The organism is Pseudodesulfovibrio piezophilus C1TLV30 (assembly GCF_000341895.1).
Classification (GTDB): Bacteria; Desulfobacterota; Desulfovibrionia; order Desulfovibrionales; family Desulfovibrionaceae; genus Pseudodesulfovibrio; species Pseudodesulfovibrio piezophilus.
In genome coordinates this window covers 3,321,789-3,344,290 of the sequence record NC_020409.1, presented here as the reverse complement: position 1 = coordinate 3,344,290, position 22,502 = coordinate 3,321,789, and the positions used below count along the sequence as shown (strand labels likewise).

Annotated in this window: 19 protein-coding genes; 12 read left to right on the top strand and 7 right to left on the bottom strand. The window is 51.1% G+C overall.

Annotated features, from left to right (window positions below; translation table 11 throughout):
• Positions 1-138: 138 nt before the first annotated feature.
• From BN4_RS15430 to BN4_RS15415, 3 genes are all read right to left on the bottom strand, one after another.
• Positions 139-1,839 (bottom strand): LytS/YhcK type 5TM receptor domain-containing protein, encoded by a 1,701-nt coding sequence (locus BN4_RS15430; protein WP_015416345.1) that lies wholly within the window; start codon positions 1,837-1,839, stop codon positions 139-141.
• An 11-nt stretch (positions 1,840-1,850) separates the two neighbouring features.
• Positions 1,851-2,630 (bottom strand): LytR/AlgR family response regulator transcription factor, encoded by a 780-nt coding sequence (locus BN4_RS15425; RefSeq protein ID WP_015416344.1) that lies wholly within the window; start codon positions 2,628-2,630, stop codon positions 1,851-1,853.
• A 224-nt stretch (positions 2,631-2,854) separates the two neighbouring features.
• Positions 2,855-3,487: a nitroreductase family protein gene (locus tag BN4_RS15415; protein WP_015416343.1), complete on the bottom strand. Its 633-nt coding sequence runs from the start codon at positions 3,485-3,487 to the stop codon at positions 2,855-2,857.
• 313 nt (positions 3,488-3,800) lie between these two features.
• Here BN4_RS15415 and BN4_RS15410 point away from each other — a divergent pair, with 313 nt between their 5' ends.
• The 4 genes from BN4_RS15410 to larB all read left to right on the top strand — a co-directional run bounded on the left by BN4_RS15410 (position 3,801) and on the right by larB (position 8,262).
• Positions 3,801-5,006, top strand: a complete 1,206-nt coding sequence (locus BN4_RS15410; RefSeq protein WP_015416342.1) for an aldo/keto reductase — start codon at positions 3,801-3,803, stop codon at positions 5,004-5,006.
• 330 nt (positions 5,007-5,336) lie between these two features.
• Positions 5,337-6,659 carry a nickel pincer cofactor biosynthesis protein LarC gene (larC, locus tag BN4_RS15400; RefSeq protein ID WP_015416341.1) on the top strand — a complete coding sequence of 441 codons (1,323 nt, stop codon included), beginning with the start codon at positions 5,337-5,339 and terminating at the stop codon, positions 6,657-6,659.
• Positions 6,660-6,668: 9 nt separating this feature from the next.
• On the top strand, positions 6,669-7,460 hold the full coding sequence (larE, locus tag BN4_RS15395) for an ATP-dependent sacrificial sulfur transferase LarE (protein ID WP_015416340.1): 792 nt from the start codon (positions 6,669-6,671) through the stop codon (positions 7,458-7,460).
• 25 nt (positions 7,461-7,485) lie between these two features.
• Positions 7,486-8,262 (top strand): nickel pincer cofactor biosynthesis protein LarB, encoded by a 777-nt coding sequence (larB, locus tag BN4_RS15390; RefSeq protein WP_015416339.1) that lies wholly within the window; start codon positions 7,486-7,488, stop codon positions 8,260-8,262.
• Between the two features lie 23 nt (positions 8,263-8,285).
• On the opposite strand, the gene BN4_RS15385 is transcribed toward larB, so the two are convergent.
• Both BN4_RS15385 and BN4_RS17850 read right to left on the bottom strand, forming a co-directional pair.
• Positions 8,286-9,170, bottom strand: coding sequence for an AraC family transcriptional regulator (locus BN4_RS15385; protein WP_015416338.1), 885 nt, complete (start codon positions 9,168-9,170; stop codon positions 8,286-8,288).
• Positions 9,171-9,735: 565 nt separating this feature from the next.
• Positions 9,736-9,885 (bottom strand): hypothetical protein, encoded by a 150-nt coding sequence (locus BN4_RS17850; protein WP_157871436.1) that lies wholly within the window; start codon positions 9,883-9,885, stop codon positions 9,736-9,738.
• 33 nt (positions 9,886-9,918) lie between these two features.
• On the opposite strand from BN4_RS17850, the gene BN4_RS15380 reads away from it, so the two are divergent.
• From BN4_RS15380 to BN4_RS15340, 8 genes are all read left to right on the top strand, one after another.
• Positions 9,919-10,395: a cytochrome c3 family protein gene (locus BN4_RS15380; protein ID WP_041720461.1), complete on the top strand. Its 477-nt coding sequence runs from the start codon at positions 9,919-9,921 to the stop codon at positions 10,393-10,395.
• A gap of 2 nt (positions 10,396-10,397) precedes the next feature.
• A complete protein-coding gene (locus tag BN4_RS15375; RefSeq protein WP_041720459.1) occupies positions 10,398-11,543 on the top strand; it encodes a 4Fe-4S dicluster domain-containing protein in 1,146 nt (381 codons plus the stop codon).
• A 45-nt stretch (positions 11,544-11,588) separates the two neighbouring features.
• On the top strand, positions 11,589-12,560 hold the full coding sequence (locus BN4_RS15370; RefSeq protein ID WP_015416335.1) for an RnfABCDGE type electron transport complex subunit D: 972 nt from the start codon (positions 11,589-11,591) through the stop codon (positions 12,558-12,560).
• A gap of 3 nt (positions 12,561-12,563) precedes the next feature.
• Positions 12,564-13,133, top strand: coding sequence for an RnfABCDGE type electron transport complex subunit G (gene rnfG / locus BN4_RS15365; protein ID WP_015416334.1), 570 nt, complete (start codon positions 12,564-12,566; stop codon positions 13,131-13,133).
• An 11-nt stretch (positions 13,134-13,144) separates the two neighbouring features.
• Complete coding sequence (rsxE, locus tag BN4_RS15360; RefSeq protein ID WP_015416333.1) at positions 13,145-13,822, top strand: electron transport complex subunit RsxE; 678 nt, start codon at positions 13,145-13,147, stop codon at positions 13,820-13,822.
• 12 nt (positions 13,823-13,834) lie between these two features.
• Positions 13,835-14,410, top strand: coding sequence for an electron transport complex protein RnfA (locus tag BN4_RS15355; RefSeq protein ID WP_015416332.1), 576 nt, complete (start codon positions 13,835-13,837; stop codon positions 14,408-14,410).
• Between the two features lie 27 nt (positions 14,411-14,437).
• Entirely contained in the window at positions 14,438-16,552 is a 2,115-nt protein-coding gene (locus tag BN4_RS15350) for an FAD-dependent oxidoreductase (RefSeq protein WP_015416331.1), read from the top strand.
• 696 nt (positions 16,553-17,248) lie between these two features.
• Complete coding sequence (locus BN4_RS15340; protein WP_015416329.1) at positions 17,249-17,872, top strand: hypothetical protein; 624 nt, start codon at positions 17,249-17,251, stop codon at positions 17,870-17,872.
• A 516-nt stretch (positions 17,873-18,388) separates the two neighbouring features.
• Here the strand turns inward: BN4_RS15340 and BN4_RS15335 are convergent.
• Positions 18,389-19,846, bottom strand: coding sequence for a sigma-54-dependent transcriptional regulator (locus BN4_RS15335; RefSeq protein WP_231856550.1), 1,458 nt, complete (start codon positions 19,844-19,846; stop codon positions 18,389-18,391).
• The gene (locus BN4_RS15330; protein WP_051053291.1) at positions 19,827-22,472 is read right to left on the bottom strand and encodes a hybrid sensor histidine kinase/response regulator; all 2,646 of its coding nucleotides are present in this window, start codon (positions 22,470-22,472) and stop codon (positions 19,827-19,829) included. Before BN4_RS15330 ends, BN4_RS15335 begins: the two co-directional genes overlap by 20 nt.
• Between the last annotated feature and the right edge of the window lie 30 nt (positions 22,473-22,502).

Here is a 22,502-nt window from a genome sequence, read left to right as displayed (position 1 = left end):
TTGAATCCTCCAGGAATAAGCGTTGGACCGCATGGCGGCATGCCCACCTTGTAGGAGGATTTTCCATGCCGAATCCACGGATTCGGAATGAACAGTCATTTTTCAGGATCGAATCGCCAAATCAGGCGCTCAAAAAAATCACCCGCGTTTGGGAATCCGTAAAACAAGGGTGGTCCCGACACCCAGGGCGCTCTCAACACGAGGTACATAGTGCGGGCCGTAGATATGTTCCAGGCGGCTCAGACAATTTCTCAGACCGATACCGCCATGTCTGGAGTCCACTATTTCCTCGGTCAAAACACGGGCCAGCCTGTTTTCATCCATGCCCACACCGTTATCGGCCACGGTTATCTCCAAAATATCCTCGGAACACACAGCGCTCACGCGCACTTCTCCGCCCTGTTTGCGTGCCAAAACTCCATGACGAATGGAATTTTCCACCAGCGGTTGAATAATCAACGGTGGGATAGGCCAGGTTTCGCATTCTTCTTCCACATCCATATGAGCTGAGATACGTTCACCGAAACGGGCTTTTTCAATGGCAAGATAGGATCGGACCTGTTCCAATTCTTCGCTCAGTGGAATAAATCCACGGCTCAAGTCAAGATTGCGGCGCATATAAAGAGATAGGTCCATGAGCAGTTCCCTGGCCCGTTCCGAATTGGTCCGGCAGAAGGACGTGATGGTATTCAGGGAGTTGAAAAGAAAATGCGGATTGATCTGCGCCTGAAGACGGCGAATCTCGGCATGGGCGAGCATCTGTTCGGCAATCTGAATATCCTCCAGCTCCAATTGAGTGGAGAAGAGATTGCCAAGACCTTTGGCAACCTCGAAGAGCGTACTGTTCAGTGGCCGTTTGTCACTCCCGTAGAACTTGAGAGTTCCGATGATCTCATCATTCTTGTTCAACGGAACAACGATGGCCGCTGTCATCGGGCATGCTTGATGATTGCACCCGATGGCTTCCGTCCCCCGAATAAAAACGGCCTTTCCGGTACGCAGAACATCCCGCGTCGCACTGGTCCGAATCTCATGCCCGGCAAGATGATGATCCTTGCCCTCACCGACATGGGCCAGGACATTGCGTGTATCAGTAATGGCCACAGCCGCGACCCCCACTCTGCGATGAATAATCTCCGCAGTAGCTGCGGCGGACTGGGTACTCAAGCCCAACCGTAAATAGCTGACCGCCATATTGGCGATATCCAGAATAATCTGGGCATGAAGGGATTCACGCCGCTCCCGGTCACGAGAAAATATATTGATGAACTCGACAAAGAGCGCGGCCCCCACACTATTGACGATAAGCATAGGAGGAGCAATCAACTTGACCAGCTCCACGGCTTGGTCAAAAGGACGTGAAAGGATAAGAATAAGGAGCATATGGACACTCTCACCCACAATGGCCAGTGATGCGGCAATACGCCAATTCATCGCCTTGTCGCGCAACCAGAAGCTCAACAATCCGGCCACCAGCCCCTCCAGAGCCGTGGCAATACCACAGGGCCACGCACTGAACCCGTAAAAATCCGTGCTGATACGATGGATTCCGGCCACCAGGCCGGCTCCGATTCCAACGACAGGACCACCGAACAAACCACCGGTGATAACAACCATGGCCCGAAGATTGGCCACGGACTGAAAGACCGAATTTCCTGTGTAAGTACCCAGAATACCAAAACTACCAAAAAGCAAGGTAATCAGTATCGTTCTCCAACGGGACTGGACACCAACGACCTGCATTCGCTGCACAGGCGCAATGGTCATGAACAGGAAAACAACGCCCACGATCAAACCGAACCGCTCCGCCAGTGCCAAAATGATTTCAAATGTATCCACGGCTCATCCGCCTACAGTTCTATTGCATCCTTGAAGGCCCGAACCCGAGCCTTGCTGACGATAATTTCAGTTTCCGCGTCATCGCACATGGTCAGAACATACTTGCCGTTGAACCAGGGAGCATAGGTTCGAACCAGCGCCAGATTAACCAACTGAGAACGGTTGGCACGGAAAAAAGGAAAACCACCTAACCTTTCTTCAAGCTTATCCAGAGTCAAGTCGGAAGCACACGGATAGGCTTGTGCTTTCGTCCCTGCATGGACTCGGCGGCACTCATAGTTGAAATAAACAACCTCACGAGGATTCAACAGAATATTTCGTCCGGAATGTTCCACGCTGATGCGCGTGATGCCCGGCTTGATACCAACATCTGCCAACAGCTTTCGCAGCACCGCACCAGAGTCACCGACATTTTCAGGATGCATGAGATTCCTTGCCCGCTCAAGGCTGGCTGCCAACCGTTCGCTGGACACGGGCTTGAGAATATAATCAACCGCATTCTCCTCAAAAGCCCGAATGGCGTATTTATCATAGGCGGTGACAAACACGACCAGGGGAGGTTGTTCCAGACTCATGACCTCTTTGAGGACATGAAAACCATTCTTGCCCGGCATTTGAATATCGAGAAAGATCAGATCAGGGTGTTCACGGCCAATGACCTCAATAGCATCTGCTGCATTGTCGGCTGTGGCGACAATTTCGATATCATCATGAGAAGACAGGAGATAACTCATTTCATCCTGCGCAGGCAGCTCATCGTCAATCAATATGGTTCGGATTCCGGTGCTCATTTTTTTCCTCTCCCGATTGGCTTACGTCGGCCAAGTAAGGCATCAAGTCAACCTTGGCAAGCCTGCAACAATGCGCTCCCACGCCAGGATCATCGCTAACTGCCTGTCTTGTGGGGAGAACTGCCAGTCGAAAAAAAAAGGCCCGTTCATCGGGCCATATTCACCAAGAAGCCCCCTACCTCTTAGGAGAGAGAGGGGAGCTTCATCAAAACGGAAAAACAACATTACCGCAAAATTATTTCATCCAGTTCCTTTCGCTTGCGCACCGAGGGCGTGTCCGAAGCGGGATGACCGACCGCCAACAGACCGACAACACGTAAGGACGGATCAATGCCCAGATGCGCCTTGATATTCGTTTCATTGAACATCCCGATCCAACATGAGCCAAGCCCTATTTCCACCGCCCGCAACATCATGAAAGAAGCGGCAAAGCCCACGTTCATCGCCGCCGCACCAAAACGTGCGGTTTCAGAGGCATGGACTTCCCGCTCTACATATTCTTCAATTCCATCCATACTGTCACCACGGATAAGATCATGTTCCCGGTAAAAAAAAGCACTGGCCTGGGAGTCACGCACATACCCAGTCAAATCAGCGCAACATACAAAGATCGCTCCGGCCTTGGAAAGCCATGTTTGGCTCCGGGAAACAGGCTTGGTCCCGAACCAGGCCAGGTTTTCTTCATCCTGAACAACCTTGAACCGCCACGGCTGAGAATTCAGACTGGAAGGAGCCAGCCGGGCAGCCTCAAGGAGCGCGGCCACCTGATCGGGCGTCACCGGATCAGGAAGAAATTCACGGACACTGTATCTTTTCAGGATGGCTTCTTCCACACCTGTCATTGGAACATCACGCATTGCAGAGCACCTCCGAAAATGAGTTAAGATTCGTAAAAATACAAACACAGAATACCACGACCGCACAAGCTTTATAAGATGTACGGCTTGGACTCTCATCTTCCAATCCACACTCGTATTGCCTTCAGGGCCACACCACTATCATGAGAGTTCCGGCACGATTCATTCAACCTGTTTCAATCAACAATGAGAGGATCTGACAAAAAAAATGCAGAAAAATGCATTCTCATTACCGGAGAAACGAGTAGTTTACCCAAAACGACAAACAAATACGTACTTGAATCATCAAGCCAGTCGAAGAGGAGACACCAGCATGTTATACAGAACAATGCCCAAAACCGACGACCAACTCTCCATTTTGGGGTTTGGATGTATGCGCCTACCTTCCACGGATGGAAAGATTGACGAAGCGCGTGCCATTGCCCAGATTCGCAGCAGCATAGACAAGGGAGTCAATTACGTTGACACCGCTTGGCCTTATCATGGAGGTGCAAGCGAACCGCTTCTCGGCAAAGCCTTGAAAGATGGCTACCGGGAAAAAGTCAAAGTTGCCACTAAGCTCCCTTCCTGGCTGCTCGAAAGCCATGAAGACATGGACACGATACTCAATGCCCAGCTTGAACGGCTTCAGACGGACCACATAGATTATTATCTTGTCCACGCGCTCAACGGTCCTCTCTGGGACAGCGTAAGCGCACTGCGCGTCACGGATTTTTTGGAAAGGGCCAAACAAGATGGCCGAATCATCAATGCAGGATTTTCCTTCCACGGCATTCTGCCTGATTTCAAACGTATCGTCGACGCTTACCCATGGGAATTCTGCCAAATCCAATACAATTATCTGGACCAGGAGTTTCAGGCTGGCAAGGAAGGGTTGAAATATGCCCACGACAGGGATTTAGGTATCATAGTCATGGAACCTCTGCGCGGTGGAACCCTTGCGCTGCCCACCCCACCACCTGCAATCGGCGAAATATGGGAGACGGCTTCCGTCAAACGGACCCCTGTGGAATGGGCACTGCGCTGGGTCTGGAATCAACCCGAAGTCACGCTGGTTCTTTCCGGCATGAACGAGGAAGAGCATATCGAACAGAATCTCGCCATTGCTGCTCAGGCTGAAGCAAACACCCTGACCGAAGAGGAGTTGAACCTTATAGATCAGGCCAGCCGACAATATCATTCGATGATGCAGGTTGGCTGCACCGGATGCGGCTACTGTATGCCCTGCCCGGCCGGGGTCATGATCCCCAACTGCTTTGATGCGTTCAACAAGCTGTCCATGTTCGGCAAAGCAGATGAGGCCAAGTTCTCCTACGCACTCAGTATCAGCGGAGTCCTTGGGACAAACGAACCGGGCTTTGCTTCCCAATGCGTCGCCTGCGGTGAATGTTTGGAAAAATGCCCGCAACAAATCAGGATTCCCGACGTGCTCGAGAAGGTTGCCGAAGCACTTGAGGACGAGGATCTGGAAGAAAGAATTGAACAGGCCAAGATCGTCTTCAAAAGACGTCCTCAATAAGCCCGCACACAATCTCGTCAGCGGGGTGAAGATCCTCTTCACCCCGCCATCAGAATTTTGTCATCCACCCATGGCATGAACTTCCTACCGCCACTCCCAGAAAATCCTTTGAAGACACTTTCATGACACCGATTTCTTCTCGGACATCAAGGGATGACATGAATATCAGGGTCAGGCTATATTCCCGGTTCCAAGGCCATGAAACATCACGGATGGATACAGAGACACTGGCGGACCTGACTCGTACGATAAAGCCCCTGAGACAGAACTGAACTTCCGGAAAATAACCACGAATTTCCGGGATCAACCTCAAACCCACGGATATCCCAATTGAAGATACTTTACTATGACTGCATGGCCGGAATCAGCGGAGACATGAATCTCGGCGCGATGATCGATCTTGGCGTTGATCCCGAGTATCTGCGAACAGAATTATCCAAACTCGACCTTGATGATGAATTCCAATTGAAAATCACCGCAGATGTGCGCAACGGCATCACAGGCACGCGAGTCGATGTCCTGCTCAAAGAGGAAGCTCTCACCCCCCCCATGCACGCTGAGCCAGCTCCCCACTGCCACGGTTCCCGGAATCATGCCGAACAGGCCGTCCCCCATTCCCATGAGCCTCATCACAACCATGAAAACGGGCATGCCCACTCTCATCTGCAGGCACACCACCATCCCGCGAACCGGAATCTCAGTGATATCGAAGCGATCATCACCGCCAGTTCATTGACTGACGCCGTACAACAGACCAGCCTGTCCATATTTCGTCTGATTGCCGAAGCCGAAGCCAAAGTTCATGGCAAGGCATTGCATGAAGTCCATTTTCATGAAGTTGGCGCAACAGACTCCATCGTCGATATCGTCGGGGCTGCCATTTGTCTGCATGCCATGAATGTAGATGAAGTCTGGTCCTCTCCCATCGAACTTGGTGGAGGTTTTGTCCGGTGTGCCCACGGCCTCATTCCGGTTCCGGCACCCGCCACAGTCGAAATCCTGACTTCCATCCCCACGACACGCGGAGCAGTGGACAAAGAGACCACGACTCCGACAGGAGCTGCCATCTTGTCCGGCACGGTCACACGATTTACCCGAAATCCTGAATTGATCATGGAAAAGACGGCATACGGTATCGGACATCGTGAAACCGACATCCCCAATGTTCTCCGTGTCCACCTGGCCCAAACCGTTGAGACTCCCAAGACGAAACGGCAGGAACACGCCTGTATGCTCCAGTGTAATATCGACGATATGACAGCCGAAATGCTCGGAGTCACCATGGAAATTCTCATGGAGGCTGGAGCCATGGACGTTCATTTCACTCCCATACAAATGAAAAAGAATCGCCCGGCAACCAGCCTTTCACTGCTCTGCTCCACCGAGACTGAGGAAAAATTCAAGACATTGCTTTTCCTGCATACAACGACCCTCGGAATCAAAAGTTTTCCTTTGAACAAAACAGTTCTCGATATCAGTTTTGAACAACTTGAAACGCCTCTCGGCCCCGTGACCATGAAAAACGCCCTCCTTGACGGCAAGATTATTCGTGCCAAGCCAGAATTGGAAGACTGCCGCAGAATAGCCAAGGAAACAGGACTCCCTCTGACCGCCGTCTATGCCCAAATCGGACGTTGCCAAAACAAAGGGTGAATCCCGGACATGACCACTGAAGAAAAATATCACGAATTACTGCACAACCTCAAGGCTATGCAGCGAGTGCTCATTGCTTATTCTGGCGGAGTCGATAGCAGTTTTCTTCTCCGCGCAGCCTGTGAGGCACTCCCTTCATCCTCAATCTTTGCAGCCACTTTCTCCACACCATATACCCCACGTTCGGAAATGGAAGAAGTCGCCACAGTCGTTAAAGGGCTTGAGATACACCACCAAATCATATCCCTTCCATTAGCCCCGAAACTACGAACCAATCCGGCGGAGCGATGCTATCTGTGCAAGCGAGAACTTTTCGAACACTTACTGGAGCACGCTCAAAGCGAGCGCGTCAGCCATGTCTTAGACGGAACCAATGCTGACGATAGCTACGAATATCGTCCGGGACTCAGGGCGCTTGAAGAGTTGGGAATTGAAAGTCCTCTTGGACAAGCGGGATTGACCAAGGCAGAAATCCGCTCCCTCTCCAGATCTCTGGGGTTACCCACCTGGGACAAACCGGCCAATGCCTGTCTCCTCACGCGGATTCCCCACGATACCCAGGTTGAAGAGTCCGATTTGATACGAATTGATACAGCGGAAGATTTTTTACGACACAACGGGTTCCCCGCAATTCGGGTCCGATGCCATGGGAATACTGCCCGATTAGAGCTTCCCCCGGAAATGATCAGCACCATGCTAACAACGAAAACACGTCAAAAAATAGATGAAAAATTGAAATTATTGGGATTCAGACATGTCTCCGTCGATCTTTTGGGCTACCGTACAGGCAGCCTCGACTGAGAGGCTTGAAGAGAGGATGAATATCATGGATAAAAGAAAGAATCTGAAAGAGCTGCTCACAGCCATCAAAGATGGTCATATGGACATTGAAGAAGGGGTGGAACAGCTTCGAGACCTGCCATATCTCGACCTTGAACACGCCAAAATCGACTTGCATAGAAATCTGCGCAACGGCTTTCCCGAAGTCATCTATGCCGAGGGGAAAACACCGGAACAGGTAACTGAGATCTTCAGCCGAATGCAGGAATACGGCCCAGTCCTCGCAACACGTGTTTCGCCGGATATGGCGAGAGAAGTCCAGGCTTCCTGCACCGAAGCCACTTATAACGAACTGGGACGGACTCTGACCTTCACCCCCATAGATAAACCTTTCCGCGATGGAGAAATATGCATTATCACGGCTGGGACTTCAGACCTTCCGGTGGCAGAAGAAGCCCGTGTCACCGCAGAGATGCTTGGCAATAAATGCAGAATGATCAACGATGTAGGAGTGGCTGGTCTTCATAGATTGCTTGATCAACTCGAAACAATCCGCCAAGCGCGCGTGGTCATTGTCATAGCAGGCATGGAAGGAGCGCTGGCAAGTGTTGTCGGAGGACTGGTCCCCCAACCGATCATAGCAGTACCGACATCTGTAGGATACGGCGCAGCCTTTTCAGGCATTGCCCCGCTTTTGGGCATGTTGACATCGTGCGCCAGCGGAATCACCGTGGTCAATATAGATAATGGATTTGGAGCCGCCTGCGCAGCCAGCAAGATCAACCGCTTATTTTCAACGCCTCAAACCGATCAACCCATGTGAAAAAGAGAATAGGGTGGATGCACTCAGGCGGTTCGACTGTTCATCATTAATAATCCACGAGGACTGGCCCCAAAATATCGTTTGAATTCACGATTGAACTGGGAGACACTTTCGTAACCGACCATCCGGGCAGCATCTCCAGAGCGCACTCCCTCTTCCACGATCAAAGATTTTGCCCTATTCAGACGGACTTTCTTCAAATACTGAATCGGCGAAAGAGAGGTGACTCCTTTAAAGGAGCGATGAAAGGCGGAGGTACTCATATTCACGAACCCGGCGAGCTGATCCACCTGAAAGGGCTGGTCAAAATTACTGTGAATCTGCTTGAGAGCCTTGTCGATACGAGAAAGGCCGGTATTCTTGAGAGCAAGGGCGTGCAATGATGCGGCGTTTTCCCCGCACAAAATACGGAAAAGCAATTCCCGAACAAGTCCTTCGCCAAGAACACGACTTTTCACAGGCGATTCCAAAGTACGCAACAAACGGAGCACTGTCTCCTTGAACTCCGGCGTTGCTTGAGACCTATAAAGCCCCGGACACTTGTTCTCACTCACGGAATACGAAGACTCATCCCAGTCATCCATCTGCTGGATGACCGAATTGAGAATCCGCATATCGATATCGACCATAAGTGAGAGCAATGGTTTCCCATCAACTACCTCTGCTTCACATTCGGCGGGGAGAGGAACGGTCAGGACAAGATAATGGTCCTGGTCGTATTCATAAACCTGATTGCCAAGGTGAACTTTCTTGGCTCCCTGCCCCATGATGATCACGCCTTGCTTATATAATAAAGGCGTCCGGTGTATATTCTCGGAACGCCTGAAAAGATGGACCCCGTTGACCGCGGTTTCGTTTGCACCTTCGCGAGAAGCCAATCTTTCCATTATATCGACTATTTCCTGCATCGCATCTCTACTTTTGAATATTTTATGGCAAATTTATTGCCTTATTCTACCTTTGAAAGCGTTAACAGGCAATGGAAGTTTTTTTGCGACTCCTCACTGGCCAGAATGGACGCCCTCCCGTGCGCCAAGCTCTTTCTTCACAACAGCAAAACTGGAACAGGGAGCTTGAAGCAAAGAGCATGCTCCCCATTCTGTCAAATCAAGAAACTACCCATTGTTGATAATCCGATATCGACCGACAGAAAAGCCGGATTCCACACATTCATTACGAGGGTGTGTAATTTAAGACAACTGACTATCTCTCTGAATATCTGGCACTTTCTCGACACACTCTCGCGCAGTCCAAAAAATCAGAAAAATATTTTTACCATTTTTATTTCTATAAATTATTAATTTAACAGCGAAAACACCATATTATCACTCTTTTAAAGTGTCTTTTTTTTCAGACTAAAGAGATCAGAATTGATTATATGATCAACTCCATCCTCAACAAACAAAGAGAGAACTGAAGACATTAAAATAAATTTCATTATTATTATTGGATATTTCTTTTTATAACAGAACCTTAACCAAGAAAAATATCAAAAACAATTCGTTCTTGCTTTCTCTGGCACACTCTCTGCTCATAAGCCGCCAGGCTGATTGATGGATCAATCTTTATCTGAAATACCACCATGTCCGGATGCACACGGATCATGGTGATCGTTTTTTTCACTGACCTAACACCTTCATGAACGAGGTAAAACTGTTGCAGAGAAGATATTTAACCATTGCGGCAATCATTGCGGCACTCTTCGTCATCGCGATTGCGGGATATATGATCCCCGTCGAAAAGCAGGATGTCCCGGCGAGAATTGTCATGGACAACACAGGCGGACGTGTCATTTTTTCACACCAGGCCCATGCCGAGGATTACGGATTCGACTGTATCGACTGTCATCACGATGATATCGGTTCAGACACCTTTCTTGCGTGCGGAACCTGCCACCCTGCGGAATTCAATGATGACTTCCGGGTCAATCATCAAAAAGCATTCCCCAGTGATGAAGCATGTCTGCGCTGTCATGACGATGTTCCCACCGCCCCGCTTGCCGAAGATGAGAGACCGGATATCGAGAACATCCCTCTTCGAGCCGAAGCATTTCATACACAATGTATGGGCTGTCACGAAGAAAACGGTGGCCCGTACGGCGACGATTCCTGTTACCAGTGCCACGCGAGGTAGACATGCTTAAAATACACTATTCCCTCGATTCCGAACTTCATAATGAAATTTTGGAAATCCCTGCTCCGGCAGAATTGAATATTCAGGTGCGGAACCTCGTTCTGAGGACAAAGAAAGGGGCCCTGATTAACAAGGGCGACATCCTCGCCGAAGCCCCGTCCCCTTTTGGTGGAGCCTACCACGCCTCTGCCTGTGGTAAGGTCATGAAGGTCAATTACCATCATATGACCATTAAATGTAGTGACAGCGAAACCTCCGTGGAGCCTCTGGACGTGCAATCCATGGGAACCGGCAAGGAACTGCTGCGCACACTTCAGGGACTGGGAGTCCACGTAGCCCCCCTTTCCGGGCGGGCAGACGTACTGATCATTAACGGTATGAATCCTGAGCCGGGTATTTCAGCCGCCCAGCAAATATTGAAAGACGGCGGCGAATATCTGAAGGCCGGCTTGGAGCTGGCCCGCAAACTCATCACCCCCGGCCGTACCGTTCTGGCTGTTGCCAAGGGAGACAAGTCCGCCATTCCCGGCGCAGAGACTGTGGGAGTAAAGGCCAAATACCCGTCTTCGCTGGATGCTCTGGTGGTCCGCGCCGTCACTGGTAAAGAATTCCCGTCCGATACCAAAGTCATCAGCGTCATGGACCTGTATGACCTCGGCCGCGTGGCAGTCTCCGGACAACCGATCACGGACACCATCATGACCATTGCCGGTCGCAATTACCGCGTTCCTCTCGGCACCCCCATCAAGCACTTGCTTCAGACTCTTGATCTGCCGGTCGCTTCCACTGACATCGTGGTTCTGGGTGGTCCCTTCCAAGGCGAATCCGTCTACAGTCTGGATGAAGGGGTCAAAAAAACCGACTATGGCCTCTTCATCATTCCTGCAAGCCAATTCCCGGCTGTTCAGGATGCTCCCTGTATCAATTGCGGGGAATGTGTCCTGCAATGCCCGGCACGCGTCCAACCGCATCTCATCAGTCGCTATGCCGAATACGAACGATTCGAACAAGCCGAGAAGCATGGCCTCAATAGCTGCTTCGAGTGCGGTTTATGCTCATTCAACTGCTTCTCCCGGCGTCCGCTGTTGCAGTATATCCGGTTTGCCAAGGCTCAATTGCAGGCCAGCGGACACGGCGAACAGGCTTAGTTCAGACCGAAAACACCCTTTTTGAAAATACAAGGATTAGAGATAATGACTCCTCCCATAATCAAGGCGATGTCCGACATTGCCACAAGATTGACGGTCTCCCCGCCGCCTCATTGGCGGAGCGGACGAACCATCAAAGGCATGATGCAGGCGCACCTGCTGGCCCTGGCTCCAGCCGCTGCCATGGCGATATATATATACGGGCTGCATGCAGCAGCGGTCATTGGATTGGCCGGAGCTGCCGCGACCCTGACAGAAGCTCTCTGCCTGCGCCTTCAAAACCGCGATCTTGACATCGACAATTTCAACGCACTGTATGCCGGTGTCCTGTTTGCTTTCCTGTTACCCGCAACAGCCCCCTGGTGGCTGGTCTCCATCGGAGCAGCAGTCACTATCATCCTTGGTCGGACGGTCTTTGGCGGATTCGGCTGCAACCCGGTTTGCGCCCCCTTGGTGGCATGGGCATTCTGCCGTCTGTCCTGGCCCAATGCAATGGACATCGACCTGAACCTGTCCCACTTTCTGTTGAACAGTCCTGTTGACCAGCTGATGTACTTCGGCGTTGACTCACTCCAGCAATTCGATCTGGGAGACCTTCTTCTCGGTCATCAACTCGGAGGACTGGGATCATCCCAGGTCCTGGCTCTGGCTCTCGGCGGCATTTTCCTGATCGCCCGAGGCTGGATTCGCGCATTCATCCCGGTCGCCTATCTGATAGGCGTGGCTGCAACGGCAGCACTCTTCTGGTCCATAGACCCCACCATGTATGCCAGCCCTCTCTTCCACATCCTGGCAGGCAGCACGGTCTTCGGTGCATTCTTCCTCGCCACTGACGCTGCTTCCAGCCCGGTAGGCATGATACCGCAGATCCTCTTCGGCCTCATCGCAGGAGCAATGGTCGTGGTCATTCGAGTCTACGGGACATACCCGGACGGCGTGCCATTTGCCATCATGGTGGCAAATCTGTTGAGCCCGCTCCTTGAGCGTGTGCGCCCCAAATTCTTCGGAGGCAAATAAATCATGCGTGAAATACTCCATATGCTTGTGGTGCTTTCATTGATCTGTGCCACGTCCGGCGCGATTCTGGTGAATCTGAAACAAGCCACCCACAGCCAGATCGAACAGCAGGTCCTGACATACGTGCAGGGTCCGGCTCTGAGATCAGTACTGAACGACTGTGATAACGATCCTATCGCCGAACGCAAATTGATTAATGACGTCATGGTCTTCCCGGCCAAACAAGACGGCAAACTCGTCGGCATTGCCCTGGAAGCTTTTGCTCCCGGTTACTCTGGCGACATTGGCGTTATCGTCGGATTCAATATTGAAAATGATGTGCTGATGGGCGTCGGCATCACCACACAAACCGAAACCCCAGGCCTCGGCACCAAGGTTACCAAACCGTCATTCACCCGACAGTTTAGAAACCACGGCATTGAATCCATGGATCTGGCAAAGCGTGGCGGCGATATAGACGGTGTCTCAGGCGCGACCTTTTCATCCATCGGAACCGTGGACGCTGTTCGCAAGGCCATTGAAATCTATCAGGGCATCAAGCCGCAAATCGCCACCATGTGGCAGGCATCCTAAGGAGGAATACAATGAGTTCTATCAGTAAGGAATTCCTCAAGGGTCTCTGGGCTGAGCTGCCACCGTTTCGGGTGCTGCTCGGCCTGTGTCCCACACTGGCAGTGACTTCCACCGCAGAAAACGGTCTTGGCATGGGGGCGGCAGTCATTTTTGTGCTCACCCTTTCCAACATCATCATTTCGGCCATGCGCAAGATTATTCCTGCCAAGGTCCGCATTGCCTGCTTTATCGTCATCACCGCTTCACTCGTGGTCGCGGTTGAGCTGCTCATGCAGGCATACACTTACCCACTTTACCAAAAACTCGGAATCTTCGTTCCGCTGATTGTTGTCAACTGCCTGATTTTGGGCAGAGCCGAAGCGTTCGCTTCCAGAAACGGAGTCATCCCGTCCATTGCCGATGCACTGGGCATGGGAATCGGCTTTGCGGCATCCCTGACATTTCTGGGTGCCATTCGTGAGATCTTCGGGAACGGCACCATATTCGGCATACCCGTCATGTGGGAGTCCTTCCAGCCAGCCCAGTTCATGGTCATGGCCCCCGGAGCCTTCATCTGTCTCGGCATGATCCTGGCTGGCATGAACGCCATCAACCGCTACCAGAGCCGCAAGAAAGGAGAAAAGGTGACCATACCACAAAACTCCTCCTGCGCTTCGTGCGGTGCCTGCAACCTTTGCAACGACAAATAAGGGAGAGAGAACGTGGAATACTTCCTGCTCTTTATCTCGGCGATATTCATCAATAATATCGTCCTGGTACAATATCTCGGAACGTGTCCTTTCATGGGCACCTCCAAATCCACTGATGTGGCGATTGGCATGGGTGGCTCAGTCATCTTCGTTATGCTCATGGCCACAGCCATTACCTGGCCCCTGCATCAGTTCGTCCTGATCCCCAATGGCATCGAATACCTCCAGACCATTGTCTTTATTCTGGTCATCGCATCCCTGGTGCAATTCGTAGAGATGTTTCTGCGCAAGCTGATACCTCCCCTCTACAAATCACTGGGCTTGTTCTTGCCGTTGATCACGACCAACTGTGCGGTGATGGGTGTGGCGATCATGGTCCAACGCAACGGGTTCTCCTTCCTCAAGTCCATGGTTTTCAGCCTGGCTTCCGGCATCGGTTTTCTCATTGCCCTGGTCATCATTTCGTCCATAAGAGAACGTTTGGATATCTCGCCGGTTCCGGCGGTATTCCGTGGCGTTCCGGTGGCCCTGATCATGGCTGGTGTCATGTCATTGGTCTTTTTCGCCTTCAAGGGCATGGCCGCCTAAACGAACAAGCCAAAGGATGATATAACAATGGCTACCACTTCCATACTGGTCCTGTTTTTACTAGGTCTTGGCGCTGCCGCAGTTCTGGCTGCCGCGTCCCGAGTCCTTCATGTTGAAGAAGATCCCCGCATCGCAGCGGTTGAGGGATGCTTTCCCGGTGCCAACTGCGGAGGCTGCGGCTATCCCGGCTGCTCTGCCGCTGCCGGAGCTATCGTCAAAGGCGATGCAGCCCCTGAAATATGCGTGGCCGGAGGCCCGGAGATCGCAACCGCTATTGCGGCAATCATGGGAACCGAAGTTACTTTCAAGGAACCCAAAGTCGCGGCAAACATTTGTACTGGCGGATCCCGCGCCAATCTGCTCTTTGACTACGAAGGAGTCGAGGACTGCCGCGCTGAAGCTCTACTCTATGGTGGCGAGAAATCATGTGGTCTCGGCTGCATCGGCATGGGAACCTGCGTCAAGGTGTGCAGTTTTGATGCTATCCGACTTGATGACAACGGACTCCCTGTCGTGGACTGGCACGCCTGCCGATCCTGTGGAAAATGCGCGGAAGTCTGCCCGACCGGAGCCATCCGCATTTCAGGCATGACCATGGATCTGCTACACCTGAACAAGATTGATGACTGCCTGGCCCCCTGCATGCAGAAATGCCCGGCCCAGGTGGATGTTCGTACCTATATTCAACAAATGAAACAGGGCGACATGCGCGGCGCACTTCTGACCATGAAGGAACGCAATCCCCTGCCTCTGGCTGTCGGCCGCCTCTGCCCTGCCCCTTGTGAAAACATTTGCCGCCGCAAGATAGCCGACAACGGCGTGGCTATTCATACCCTGCACCGTTTTGTCGCTGACTGGGAAATGAACTCCGGCGCACGAGTCCAACTCAACTGCAATCCCCCTTCAGGTCACCGAGTGGCGATCATAGGTGGTGGTGCTGCTGGTCTGTCTTGCGCATACTTCCTGCGACGAATCGGGCACGAACCGGTCATATTCGAAAAGCGTGACCTGGTCGGTGGCATGATGCGCGGCGTCATTCCCGAATACAGACTCCCGCACAAAGTGGTTGACTGGGAAATCCAGACTATTCTCGACCTTGGTGTAGACATTCGTACCGGCATGACATTCGGCACGGATTTCACCCTTCCCGATTTGGAAGAGGAAGGATTCGAAGCCGTTTTCATGGCGACAGGAGCCTGGAAAGTCCCGGCTCTGGGAATCGAAAACGATACCGCTGACGGTGTGGTCGATTCGATCTCTTTCCTGGAACAGGTTGGTGAAACATATACCGACCTCAAAGGAAAGAAAGTCGTTGTGGTCGGAGATAGCAACACGGCCATGGATGTCGTGCGGAGCGCCATTCGCCTCGGAGCTGACGTCTCTTCCCTCATTGCCTGCAATGACCGGAAAATGGCTGCGAACAAGAATGAAGTCAAACGTGCTGCCGAACTCGGTGCAGACCTCAAATACCTCACGACTCCAACAGCCATCACGGCTGAAAATGGAAAGGTTACAGGTATAGATTATTGCGAATTGGCGTATGCCGATCCCAAAAAAGCCACCGGTACCCCCAAAGTCGTCGATGGAACCGAGGCAAACCTTGAAGCCGACATGATCATCGTCGCGACGGATCGCATGTCCGGTGCCGGTTCATTGATGAATGCAGAAGGTTCCCCTCTCTTTGAGATGGATAAAAAAACCGGTGGAATCAAGGCTGATGCCACGACGCTGCAAACCAGCATCCCCAATGTGTTCACTGGTGGCGAAGCCCATACAGGACGCAACATCCTGATCCAGGCTGTTGCCGATGGTCGCCGTGCGGCTCGTGCCATCCACCACTCCATAACCGAGGGAACCATTCCTGAGCCAAAGAATCCGCAACTTCGAGTTATTCCCGAATCCATCCTCAAGAATATGCATGTGACGTATTCCATCCCCCGCATTCAGGTCCCCGAGATCAGCGTGGAAGAACGCAAGTGCACCTTCAAGGAAGAAGTTCAGGGCGGCATTGCCTACGAAGAAGCAAGAAAGGAAGGAAGCCGTTGCCTCCGCTGCGGCCTGACCTGCTACGACTCCGAGGCAGGAGCCGAATACGCTCAGGATACCGATGTGCAACCATTCGAAGAAATCAGCAAGAAGTAATGTCAACACAACGGTTCCGGTTTTAGACGAAGCTCTGTCATCGACTCGAAAACACATGTTCGCCATGTTGACACGTTGAACTGATATAAAAAAAGCCACCGGATTTTCCGGTGTGCATGTGACTATTCGTCACTGAACAACTCTTGTTTTGGTCTGACGTGCTACGGACCAGAACAGATACGTCCCTTGAGGGTTTCACCCCCCCTCAAACTCCTGTATCCCGAAAGGGTACTGACCCCCCGGAGATGTGCCCCTGGTCCTCACGGACCAGGGGCACATACGCAAAAAGACACTGCCTCGATTCACGCTTCGCTCAAAATTGGCATTCGCTTCATTCGTGGGAAAAGTTTTTTCCTTCCTCACAAGTCTGCTTCTCCCGGATGTAACTTCAGTCAGGACAGACTCGAAAAAAGTCAAACAGCCCAACCACCCTGTTTTTTTCACAGAAAAAAGATATTCAACCTCGGAATATCGTCTCTTTCCTTTGAACAACACCCAAAAGATCGAAAAGGCTCACCCCACTCTTGCGGCAAGAAACGACTAATCTGACAAAAAAGGTCTGTCCGACTATTTCGGAAAGATGAATAAAAAGCGCTGATCGCATACTTCTTTTCTCAAATTACCATTTAAAAACGGATAGATAAACAACATGGTCCAGGTCTTGCTCAAAGGAAGAAAAAACACACTGGAGCACACATGAAACGTTTTCTAATACTTTTTTTCTGTACCGTACTCTGCCACTTAGGCTCACCCGGCTTTGCGACCGCTGCCCTTATCGACTTCAGCAATCCGCTGTCATATTCCGGCCAACCAACCACAGGCACAGCATCTGCCAGTGGATCAACACTGACCTTGTCCAATAATATTTGGACTGCCTATGCTTTTGATTCCACTTATACAGTCAAAGCTGACAGCGTCCTGACATTTACCTACAAAAGCGATTCCATCCCTGAAATAGCAGCCATTGGCTTTGATACCGATAGGTCATTCGATTATGCACTCGATGCCAAAAACGCTGTCAAGATAGGCGGCACACAGGGCAATAACTGGCCTGAATTCATCTATTCCACCTTGTATACGGAAGGCAGCGGTTTCACGACGTATACCATTAACCTGACGGACTTTCTCAATATAGGCGATGCATTTGATTACCTTGTCTTCATCAATGATGATGACCATGTCAGCTCGGCTGGCGGTGATGGTATCAGCACCAGTATTTTCAGCAATGTTTCTGTTTCGCCCACTCCGATCCCGGGTGCGGCTCTCCTCCTCGGCACAGGACTCCTTGGGCTAATCGGCATCAAACGCCGTTTATCCTGAGATAGAGATGGTATGTGAGAGAGTCATGGTAAAGAAACGCTCTTGAGAATGAGCGCCCAAACGCCACAAAAAAAGACCTCAACTCCTGCATATACAGGAGTTGAGGTCTTTTTTTGTGGCGTTATTATGCCATAAGCAAGGTGGCGCTCCACGACAAGGAGGTGATGCGCAGAGCGCCACCCGGTACCTTGCGGTTATGAAGCTTGCGGACTTCACAACCCCTGGTGTGACTGAGGTCAACCTCATCATAACAAGAGTTGTGCCAAGATTATTCTTTATTATTACAGCGGTTTATTAATTAAACAATTCGTCTGCTATTTCAGACCTGCCTTTTTTTTCCTAAAAAAAAGAATCAAGCGTAGCACAACGATATCCCACTGAATATAAACGATAAAGTCCACAAATATAGTTATATTTAGTATCCGTCTTTCAAAAAAGCCCTTACAGAACTACTATAACACACTGCAATAACAAAATAAAAAAATTTTCTTTTTTTTAGAAATTCCAATCAGAAACTTATTTGAGAGAAAGGCCAGCTTTTTTCAGCAAGGAATAGAGATGTGATTGTGAACATCCGGAGATTTCGATCATACGCTTAATATCACCTCCTGTAACAGTCCTGAGTTCTTCAAGATAATGTTTTTCCATGTCTCCCTTGAACCCTTTCAACGAGACTCCCTGCTTGACAGCTTCCATACCAAGAGAATCCGGACCGCTCTCTCGTTCTGAAACGACAGAAGAGCCGTCAACACGAGCAACCTGTGCCCTCATGGCGGCAACACGCAATTGAGAGGGTAAATGGCGGGGAATAATCTGCGCCGCACCATCTGCATGAAGAAATGCGGTTTCAATGACTGCAAATAATTCACGCACATTGCCGGGCCAGGCATAGGCGCTCAGGACATCGAAAGATTCCGGGGCCAGGGTCATTTCCCGATCATACTGCCGAGCAAGCTGGTTGACCCGAAACAAGGCCAGCAACTTGATATCTCCGTCACGCTCTCGCAAAGGAGGCAACTTGATATGAATGGTCTTGAGACGGTACAGAAGATCCTGGCGAAACATTTCCTGATCAATATCAGCATCAAGATCTCGATTTGTGGCAGCCATCAAGCGGAAATTACTCGAAACTTCCTTTGTATCCCCGACAGGGCGAAATGCTCGCTCCTGAAGGACTCTGAGAAAGGTCTTCTGAATATCAAGATTCATGTCCCCGACTTCATCCAGAAACAAGGTGCCCCGATCGGCAACCTTGACCAGTCCGACTCGGTCCCGCTCCGCTCCGGTGAATGCGCCGCGCTTATGACCGAAAAGCACACTCTCAATCAATTCTTTGTTGAGAGACGCACAGTCCACCGGAACAAACTCGAATTCTCTTCGGGAACAGTTCTTGTGAATCGTTTGTGCGAAGAGTTCCTTGCCAGTCCCGGTTTCTCCAGTAATCAAAACATTGGAATCCGACCGCGCAGCAAGTGCTATCTGCTCATAGCAGGCTTCCATCTTGGGACTGACACCCACCAGGCTGCCAAGGTCGATTTTGGACGCAGGTTCGACAACAAGTTTCTGCTTGTGATATTTGAGCGCCCTCTCGGCACAAAGCATGGTTTGCTTCACGGAAGACGGTTTAAGAAGGTAGTCCCAGGCTCCGGCGTGGATAGCCAGTTCCGCACCATCCGGGTCTCCCTTTCCTGTCAGAATGACAACCTCTGGCCGGGATGGCGTGTCCAGAATTTCCGGTAAAATATCCAACCCATTACCATCAGGGAGCCGGACATCCAAAAAGACGAGTTTATACGCCCTGCCTTGCATAAGCTCCCGAGCCTCCGCAATGGTCGCAGCGGAATCGGCTTCAAGTCCCATCCGGCCCATGATGCGGACCATGGTTTGGTTCAAACGCAGATCATCATCAAGTATCAGTACTGTTGCCATGTCTCTCTGTTCCTTCACAATCAACTCAAGCATTGCTGTCGACATCAAAGAGACGTCTCATGCGCTCTGCCAAAGCACTTCCGGTGTACGGTTTCATCAAAACATCGATGATCCCTGGATCTCCATCAGCCGCAGCCACTGCATCCTGCCCGCCTGAAACAAGAATCACGGGAATACCAGGAAAAAGTTGCCGCACGGTTCTGGCCAACTCCACACCGTCGAACCCCGGCATATCAAAATCCGTGACAATCATGTCGAATCGGGTCCCTCCCATGAGAACATCCAATGCGGCACGCCCGCCCTGGACCGCTGTCACCTTATACCCGAGGAGTGACAGGGCACGCGGAATCAATACCAATTGCTCCGGATCATCTTCCACAAAGAGAATTCTCTCTTCGCCTCCAAAGTTCGTCGTATTCGAAATAACCGGAGCTGATTCCCCCTTCTCGAAAGGAATTGCAATATCAAAAAGCGTCAGCCCTGGATGACTGACAAGCCGAATGTGCCCACCATGTCCGTGCACAATCCCCTGAACAATAGCCAATCCTAAACCGGTTCCCTCATGCTTTTTCTTGGTAGTAAAAAACGGATCGAAAATTCTGTCCCGGACATTAGGAGAAATACCTGGTCCATTGTCCCGGACCTTGAGCCGAAGGAGCCGTCTGCCCGCAAGTCCGGATTGCGCGTTTCGCTGACGGCCCTCATCCACTGACACAGAAACAATCAGGACTCCACCGGACTCCTTCAACGCGTGGATAGCATTGGTGCAGAGGTTCATCACGACCTGCTGCAATTGAGAAGGATCAGCAACACCTTCCAATATGTCGGGAGGAATATCTCTTTTCAAAACAATAGAGTCCGGCAGCAATGGAGCGACAAGATTCAGTGCTTTCGTGACAGTTTCCGCCGCATCCATACGCATGGCATCCCTGTTCGATGGCCTTGAGAATGTCAGAAGCTGGCTCACAAGCTGACTCCCCTGCTGTGCGGCCAACTTGGCGCGCAGCACATCCTCTGCCGCATCAACAGCTTCTATTTCCATCAATGCAAGTTCAGTCGAATTGATAATTGTTGTCAGCAAATTATTAAAATCATGTGCAATACCTCCAACAAAAGTCCCGACAGCCTCCATCTTTTGAGACTGAATAAGCTGCTGTTCCAGAACCACACGAGCCGTGATGTCCTCCGCAGTGGATAAGACACCTGAAATATTTCCCTTGTCATCATGCAAGGGAATCTTGCTCATTTCAAAGACCATTCCGGGACGATCGGGAGCATCATATTCCAGAATCTCCCGCAGGACAGGCAGTCCCCGATCCATGACAATTCGATCCAGATCATCACTCTTTCTTGAAAACTGTTTTTCATGAATGACATCGTTATTCCGTTTTCCTTCAGCTTCCTCCAACCGGGAAAGCCCAAAAAAATCCGCAAAACGCCTATTGACGCCCTTGAATCGATTATCGGAATCCTTCCAGTAGAGCAGTTGCGGGATGGTATCAATGATTGAGCGCAACATTGCCCTGGACAAAGCCAATTCACGTTCGGCCCGGAGCGCTCGATTACGACTCGCTCCCAACAAAAGCGTAAACAGTGTCAAGACACACAGAGCAACCCCCACAGTCCAGACAACCCTTTTTTCAAGCTGGTACGTCAATTCCGGCCGATTAATGAACTGCGCATCAAATGGAAGTACCGCTATGTCCATGCCGAATTTCTCCAGGACCTTCCAATCAAACACTGACCCCGATGGTGCACCGTAAGCGGTGGGAATATCCGCAGGAGACAGACCGTCCAGAATTTTCAGAACCATATTTGCAGCAGCCTTGCCATGCCCCACACCGTCCAGCAGATGCCCACCGACGATGCCGTGCCCCAGAAGGAACTTCCATGCGCCATAGATAGGGACATTGGCATTCTCATACAGGGCTTCAACAACCTCTCCTGCCGAAAGGTACTTGCCCTCGGATTCCACATAGACAGGGATGAAAAAGAGAAGCGTGTCGTCGGGAAGATTTCGGCTGCGCGAAAGCAGTTCATTGAGAGGGATATTCTCCCAGAAAGAAAACTCCAGCCGGTCGATAAAATCCGGCACAACAGCCTTTATCTGGGCTGCAATTGCCCGCGATGTCAGCGAGGGATCGCCAACAACGATGACTTTCCGCTTCAACGGGTTAAGACGCAATGCTGTTTCCAGAGTTTCACGAATACCCAATCGTTCAACAATACCGGTCACGCCCTGCTGCCGTTCCAACACTTCCGGCTGCCAGTCATTCACCCCGCAAAAAACCACCGGCACGCCAGGAAACAGAACATCATGATAGGAGAGCATGAACTGAAAGGCATCGTTGTCCGAACAGATGATTGCATCAAATCTGGATTCGGCGAACTTATTGGCAAAAAGCCGTTTCAACAAGGCTCGGTTGGACCGTGCCGGATGTTTCTTGGCATCCATGTACTCCACCTGAAGGTCAATGGTGTAGTCACTCTCCCTCAGCCTCTCACGAATCCCTGCCAGGATGTTGTCCGACCAAGCATACCCGTTTTGATAGGAATTGATATACAGTACCTGCTTGCGTCCTGTGGCCGCAGACGCAACACACGCAAAGCAGACCATGCTCATGGTCAGGATGAGGCAGCACAGGGTCTTCATAATTTCAGGATACTTCATTCTCGGGTATGCCGACAGGCTCATTCTTTC